Source organism: Syntrophomonas sp. UBA1041 (genome assembly GCF_002316705.1).
GTDB lineage: Bacteria > Bacillota > Syntrophomonadia > Syntrophomonadales > Syntrophomonadaceae > DTU019.
On sequence record NZ_DCEA01000019.1, the window covers coordinates 1 to 6,965 of the forward strand.

8 protein-coding genes and 1 pseudogene are annotated in these 6,965 nt (G+C 46.8%); 6 read left to right on the forward strand and 3 right to left on the reverse strand.

The window, feature by feature from the left end; all coding sequences use genetic code 11:
* A partial coding sequence (locus B2633_RS04565) for a BlaI/MecI/CopY family transcriptional regulator (protein ID WP_483169451.1) occupies window positions 1–188 on the reverse strand: 188 nt, incomplete at its 3' end.
* A 258-nt stretch (window positions 189–446) separates the two neighbouring features.
* On the opposite strand from B2633_RS04565, the gene B2633_RS04570 reads away from it, so the two are divergent.
* Window positions 447–752 (forward strand): type II toxin-antitoxin system RelB/DinJ family antitoxin, encoded by a 306-nt coding sequence (locus B2633_RS04570; protein WP_061213489.1) that lies wholly within the window; start codon window positions 447–449, stop codon window positions 750–752.
* Window positions 749–1,084, forward strand: coding sequence for a type II toxin-antitoxin system RelE/ParE family toxin (locus tag B2633_RS04575; protein WP_483169453.1), 336 nt, complete (start codon window positions 749–751; stop codon window positions 1,082–1,084). The genes B2633_RS04570 and B2633_RS04575 overlap by 4 nt, the downstream gene beginning before the upstream one ends.
* 140 nt (window positions 1,085–1,224) lie before the next feature.
* Here the strand turns inward: B2633_RS04575 and B2633_RS04580 are convergent, their stop codons facing one another.
* Both B2633_RS04580 and B2633_RS04585 read right to left on the reverse strand, forming a co-directional pair.
* Window positions 1,225–2,448, reverse strand: coding sequence for a CotH kinase family protein (locus B2633_RS04580; RefSeq protein ID WP_483169455.1), 1,224 nt, complete (start codon window positions 2,446–2,448; stop codon window positions 1,225–1,227).
* Between the two features lie 56 nt (window positions 2,449–2,504).
* Window positions 2,505–2,660 (reverse strand): annotated as a pseudogene (locus B2633_RS04585) (DUF4956 domain-containing protein); the annotation flags it as partial.
* 30 nt (window positions 2,661–2,690) lie between these two features.
* Here B2633_RS04585 and B2633_RS04590 point away from each other — a divergent pair.
* The 4 genes from B2633_RS04590 (at window position 2,691) to B2633_RS04605 (ending at window position 6,921) form a co-directional block, all read left to right on the forward strand.
* Window positions 2,691–3,212, forward strand: coding sequence for a sensor histidine kinase (locus tag B2633_RS04590; protein WP_276619926.1), 522 nt, complete (start codon window positions 2,691–2,693; stop codon window positions 3,210–3,212).
* A gap of 272 nt (window positions 3,213–3,484) precedes the next feature.
* The gene (locus B2633_RS04595; protein ID WP_061213494.1) at window positions 3,485–4,588 is read left to right on the forward strand and encodes an AIR synthase-related protein; all 1,104 of its coding nucleotides are present in this window, start codon (window positions 3,485–3,487) and stop codon (window positions 4,586–4,588) included.
* Between the two features lie 217 nt (window positions 4,589–4,805).
* A complete protein-coding gene (locus tag B2633_RS04600) occupies window positions 4,806–5,360 on the forward strand; it encodes a GNAT family N-acetyltransferase (protein WP_483169458.1) in 555 nt (184 codons plus the stop codon).
* 247 nt (window positions 5,361–5,607) lie between these two features.
* The gene (locus tag B2633_RS04605) at window positions 5,608–6,921 is read left to right on the forward strand and encodes a cyclic 2,3-diphosphoglycerate synthase (protein WP_276619931.1); all 1,314 of its coding nucleotides are present in this window, start codon (window positions 5,608–5,610) and stop codon (window positions 6,919–6,921) included.
* The last annotated feature ends 44 nt before the right edge of the window (window positions 6,922–6,965 follow it).

Genomic DNA, 6,965 nt, shown 5'->3' on the forward strand with positions numbered 1-6,965 from the left:
CCTTTTTCTATCAATCGGGCGAGAAATGTTAAAACCGTGTTTGGCTTCCACTCCCTGTTAATCGTTTTTAAGTCGTCAAGTAATTTTGCAGAGGAAACCGAGCGGCCAGCCGCCCATACAAATTGCATGACTTCTCGTTCAGCGTCCGACATCTTTTGAAGTTTATTCATAAAAGTCACCCCATTCATTATACTACATCGTGTAGACAATGATATTCTACATCGCGTAGGGATATGTGTCAATAGTGTTTTGAAATATTTTTCTATGGGATTACGGTAGAATCCACGATTGACAATTCAATAGTTTTCGCTGTGAGTGTGGGCGGATACTATCATATGGAAAAACTCATGGAATACCCATCAGGTTTAGGGCTAAGCTAATTCAAAATTTTTCTTGAAGGAGTAACGACAAAAGCGTTACAATATTATCAGAAGGAGCTGATTAGCGTGGAAAAGACTACGACTTTAAACTTAAGAGTTCACCCTGACGTAAAAAGAAGGGCTGAGGAAGTCCTTTCACAACTCGGTATACCTATGTCCACAGCGATAGATATTTATCTGAAGCAGATTTCAATGACCGGCGGAATACCTTTTGCTGTAACTCTGCCGAAAGCACCGGTTTCCGTAAATGCTGATATGATGACAACGGAAGAAATTCATGCGAAGTTAAAGGAAGGATATAACGATATCGAAAAAGGTAATGTGCAGGATGCATCTGCTGCCTTTCGGAAATTTCGGAAGATACGCGTATGAAGCAGTATAAGATTCAGATAACTGACATGGCACTTTCCGATATGGAGGAGATTTATAATTATATCGCAGTGCAGCTACAGGCACCGGAAGTGGCTATGGGACAGTATAACAGAATAGCTGACGCAATTGAAACTCTTGATACGTTCCCGGAACGTGTGAAGTTAATGGAGACAGAAGAAGAACGTGTGCTGGAACTCAGGCAAACGCCTGTTGATAACTTTTCTGTGTTCTTCCATATCAGAGAAGATCGGGTATTCATTACAAACGTTTTGTACAGTGCCAGCGATATAGCCAGGCGTTTACGTGATTCGGCCTCAGGCGGGGGAATTTGAGCCGAATAGAATAAGGAAAAGCTCTTGATATGTTTGTACATAATCCGGCAATTGTCGCAACTGATACAACTGTGTATAGATCCATGCAAATATTTGCACCTTTGCTGAATTATATTTTTGACATCCTATTGCTTTAATGTCTAAAAGCGACTGGTTGCGATATATTGCGATATATATTGTGACAATAAATCTATAATCGTAACTTCAGGCCAAATTGGCCCGAAGTTACGGTCATCCATACGTAAGCGCCGCCCATTAGTCCTTTGGGCGGCGTTCTGTGTAATGTGATAGCTTACGCTATCTTCGAAGCGGCCGCTGTTAATATAGTCTTCGGTCAACTGCTGCAAATATTTATGGTACAGCCCGCGGTACTCGGGTATTTCTAGCAGTTTGCCAATCAGGGGGCGCTCGCTCAGATTAACGGTAACCGGTGTATCGATGGGGAAGTTCACAGCTTTCTGGGCGCTGCTTATCTCATGCCCGGCAAAGGCCAGGTTGAAGTCCCAGGGCAGAATAGTGCATACCCCGTTTTCTTCATACAAGTAATAGTTGTGTTTCAGGCTGCCGACATAACTGTCAAAATTAACCAGAAAGCTATTTACGGCAAAGTATCGCAATATGGAATCGATATCCAGATACTTTTCCAGCTCACTTCCATTATTCAGTTGCTCAATCATGGTAATAATCTTTTTAAAATCGCTGTCGGTGACATTATAGGCCGCCATCTTTCTGATGCCGGTATAGTTGGCGGCATCTTCCCCGGCCCATTTCAAATCGGAACCGGCCCCCTCCGGGCGATATAGATGCCCTTCCAGGCTGCCATAATTACGCTTGACAAAACTCTCTTCCATAGCCTCCACTGCCAGGTACAGGCCCCAGGGTTTGCCGTTAATGCTTATATTGGCATAGGCATATTTAGGGGTGGCAACTCCCATATAGTCAAAGATTTCATAGGCCAGGTACTCTTTCATGTAGGTTTTATCCATAATAATGTTATTTAAAGCCAGCTTGTTCAAACCCATACACGCTTGCCCTTCGACATAGGCATCAAATTTGACCTTGAAGCTGAAACGATCGCTGTTTTTATCCTGCGCCACCATTCTCAAACTGGAGTTGCCTTTGGGCCTGATGCCTACATTGTGATAAGTATTGCCGTTTATAGTAATATCCGCCTGCCGGTATTCTTCCCGGGTAGCATTTTCTATAATCCAGTCAAAATCCTCCGGCTCCATTTCAATATTAATCTCCATGATTTGCTCTTTATTAAAAAGCTTACTGGCATATTCAGGCTCGGCTGGGGCAGCGCTATCCGGATGGTGGGGGTACAGCGTCAGGAAACTCGCAGCCAGAACAGCAAGTGACATCAGTATTAGCACCAGGGTATTCAGGTATTTACTCGTTATCATTGCTCTCACCGCCATTAAGACATATAGTCACCGTTGTAGCTTACCAGTACCGCATTATTTACCCCGGCGATACGGCTGACTTCATTAACAAATTGGGTGGACATATCCTTTAACCTTATTTCCACCGTCAGCTCCACTCCGCTGCTGGCCGCAACCGTTTTTGCTTTCACCACATCTATATCTCTTCCCAGACGGATAGTATGGCCAACCTGGTCGATGATATGCTGGCCCTCGCCCGAATTGATTATATGGAAGCGAAAACTCTTTTCACCCGGTTTGATTTAAGCCAGACTTTAAGCAGCACTCTCCTGGCTTTTGAAGCTATTTTTTATGAAAAGCATATAAGCCTGAAGCAAGAAATTCAAGAAGATATTTTCTTCAATGGGGAGAAGGAGAACATAAAGAAAGTCATCAGCATCTTGATTGATAACGCCATAAAGAATACCGGGGCCAACGGGAGCATTACCGTTCGGCTGGCCAGTGACAAAAATAAAATAGAGATGCGGATAAGCAACACGGGTGAAGGGATTCCCGCTGAAGATCTGCAAAAAATATTCGAACGCTTTTACCGGGTGGATAAATCCCGGAGCCGGGAAAACAGGGGTTATGGTTTAGGACTGGCTATTGCGAAATCAATTATAGAACAACAGCAGGGAAGGATTTATGCTACCAGCACTCCGGGGGCAGATACATCTTTTGTGGTGGAATGGCCCAGGACTTAACTACGAGGAATAACGCTTCTTCTTGTCTCTATATTCCATAGTCAGCGTTTTGCTGTGGGGAATTATCCCCAGCCCTCCGGGGAAAAATAGGTTTAACGAAAGAATATATTTTGAAAGTATACATGAGAAAGCCCTTATCAGGAAGGAACGGATACTATACAATTAAGGAGAAAAGTGAGGAATTTCTCTACTTCTGCTTAAGTTCAGGCAAAGAAAAAAATCTCTTAGTGAATGAAGAAATCCCACGACTATTCTTATGAGGAGGTTGTTTTATGAATAAAGTGGAAAAGGCGCTAATGCATGCTTTGTTTGTACACCTGCATCACAACACAGATAAGGCGATTAATTTTGGCTTGTTCAAGCAGCTAAATCAAAAAGTAGAGCAAATCTGGCCCGGAGCCTTATTGGTAGGGCCTGATGCCAATGATGATGCCGCCGTATTTCGTATTCCAGGTACAGATTGCTTTATTACCGCGAAAATGGAAAGCCACTGTTCACCCAGCGTACCCCGGCCTTATGACGCTGCTGCTACCGGAGCCGGGGGGGCTATGCGCGATGTGGTAGCCATGGGAGCCCGGCCCATATTCCTGCTGGATTTCATCGGTACGCGTCCCCTGGAACAAGAAGTTATTGTTGGCCCCTGTGGATTTGCCGGAGAATGTACCTGTGGCCAATGTGAAATAATGAGCAGCCAGGACAGGATTAATCTGATGCTTGAAGGGATGGCCAAAATGTGTGAAACCATGGGCGTATTTGTGGTTGGAGGTGGCTTTTCCACCTCATTCAGTGATATAGTACCTGCTGTGGTAGTGGCGGTAATTGGCCAGCAAGTTACGGAAAAACCCCTTACCAAACCGGCAAAATCTGCTGGTGATAAAATCATCATAATCGGGGGGACCGGTACTGATGGCAACGATACCCTGTATAGAGCCGGTTTGGTGCCGGTAATGCAGCCGGCTCTGGCTTTATTTGCGGAGGAGAAAACCACTATGGAGGCTACCTTGGCCGCTTTCACCACCGGGAAAATCAAGGCTTGCTCGGACCTGGGCGCAGCCGGAATTGGAGCGGCGGTATGTGAGTCAGCCCGCTTTGGAGGATTGGGAGCCCGGGTGGAACTGGATAAAGTCCCGGTAAGAGAGGCTAATATTACCCCGGAAGAGATATTTATTTGTGAAACTCAAGCCCGCATGCTGCTTCAAGTCCAGCCGGAAGATGTGGACGAAGTACTGGAGGCCATTCGCAGTAGAAATGGCATTGCCGCCGTAATCGGCGAGATTACCGATCAGGATTATAATGTTTTCAGCTACCAGGGTCAAACGGTGGCTAGCATAGTGAATAAGCCATCGCCGGAACTGCTGCAGGAATTAATGGTTTAAAGCTGTGGTTCCACTGCAAAAACCCCTTTTGTTGCATAGGTTGCATAAATATACAAAGCGAGCGATGGCGAAGCATGGGTGCAGCACCTTGCACCCTTCGGGTACTCCTGGTGTATCCTAGCGGATACAATTAAGTTGTACCGGCGAAGGCGAGCAGGCGACTGCGAGCGGTATATTTATACAAGCAAAATCACAAGAAAATAGAGAAGGGGAGAAGATGGTGACTGGCCCTTGCCGGATAGAGAGGGCGGGCATAAAAGATTTGCCTTTAATGCTCGAATTATGGAGATGCATACCCGGGCTGGGAGTGGGTAGTGGTGATGAAGAGGAATCCTTGCGCTTATTTATGGAAAGAAACCCCTCCACCTGTCTGCTACTGAAGGATGGAGAGCGTTTGCTGGGGACCGTGCTCGGGGGCTTTGACGGGCGCCGGGGATATATTTACCACCTGGCGGTGCACCCTGATTGCCAGGGCCAGGGTTATGGCCGGGAGCTGCTTAAAGAGGTACTCTATGAATTGCGTAAGCTGGGAGCCCCTAAAATACACCTTTTCGCTTTCAATGATAACCAGCTGGCGGCGGGTTTTTACCAGAATCAGGGCTGGGAATGGCGCCGGGATATTCAAGTATTTTCCTGGGATATGGATAAATGGAAGACGGAAAACGGAAAACGGAATGACGGGGGGGACGGGGTTGTTGACAAAGCTTTCTTCATGCGGACGCTATTAAGGTTATCACGTCCGGTACTTAGCCCAACCTCGTTAAGTCAATAGAGAATTATCCTTTCTAAGTGCCGGGGCGGAGACATCCAGCGTCAGAAAGTTTATTTTCATACTAACCCCATGGCTGGCACTCAGCATATCTGATAATCTGTGAACCAATATAAAGATGCTGAGTGCAGAGATGAAAAGTGATTTCTTACTAACCGAGCAGATCCGGGTTAAGGTTTTACCACTTCCGAATTGTAGAGGAATGGTCGGTACCCGGGCTACTATAAAAAAACCAGAGAGGTGGGTTTTAATGAAAGCGACTCGAGTAATCATTATGGGTGCAGCCGGGAGAGATTTTCACAACTTCAACAGCTATTTTCGGGATAACCCGGCCTATGAGGTGGTAGCCTTTACGGCTACACAGATTCCGGATATAGAAGGACGACAGTATCCGCCTGGATTAGCCGGCAAGCTGTATCCGCAAGGCATACCCATTTACGCGGAAGCAGAGCTGCCCGAATTAATAAAGAAATATGATGTGGACCAGGTAATCTTCGCTTACAGTGATGTATCCCACGAATATGTAATGCACCAGGCATCTCTGGTTATGGCTGCGGGGGCGGATTTCCGCTTGATGGGGCCAAAAACGACCATGCTCAAGTCCAAACGCAAGGTGGTAGCGGTTACTGCGGTGAGGACGGGCAGCGGGAAAAGCCAGACTACCCGGTATGTGGCGGAACTGATTACTGCCAGCGGCAAAAAAGTGGCTATTATCAGGCATCCTATGCCCTATGGCAATTTGGAGGAGCAGCTATGCATGCGTTTTGCCAGTTATGAGGATTTGGACAAATTCAAATGCACCATCGAAGAAAGAGAAGAGTTTGAACCCCATATCGATAACGGCATGGTGGTCTATGCCGGGGTTGATTACGAAGTTATTCTGCGCCAGGCGGAGGAAGAAGCGGATGTGATTCTCTGGGATGGGGGCAACAATGATATTCCTTTTTATGCTTCCGACTTGCACATAGTAGTGGTTGATCCCCACCGCCCCGGGCATGAGACTAGTTACCATCCGGGTGAAACCAACCTGCGTATGGCCGATATCGCTATTATTAACAAGATTGATTCCGCCGACCCCGCCAGGGTAGAAGCGGTCAAGGAAGCTATAATCAAGAACAACCCGCAGGCTAAAATCATCATGGCCAACTCCCCGATTACGGTGGAAAACCCCGATTCCGTTAAGGGCAAGAAGGTTCTGGTGGTGGAAGATGGTCCCACCCTGACTCATGGGGAGATGGCTTATGGCGCGGGGGTTATTGCGGCGGAAAAATTAGGTGCGGGCGAATTGATAGACCCCCGTCCCTATGCGCTGGGCAGCATCAAAGGAACCTTTGCCAAATATGGGCATTTATCCCGATTACTTCCGGCCATGGGTTATGGGAAGACACAGATTGAAGAATTGGAACAGACCATTAACAACTCACCGGCGGAGGTAGTAGTTATCGGAACCCCTATTGATCTGCGCCGGGTTATGTCCATAGACAAGCCGGCCGTGAGAGTGCGCTATGATTTGGAGGAAATCGGCCATCCCCAGCTGGCGGAACTGCTGGCAAAGGTGCTGTAAATCCAGGGACAATGTAAATACGGTTCTACTGCAAAAACCCCTTT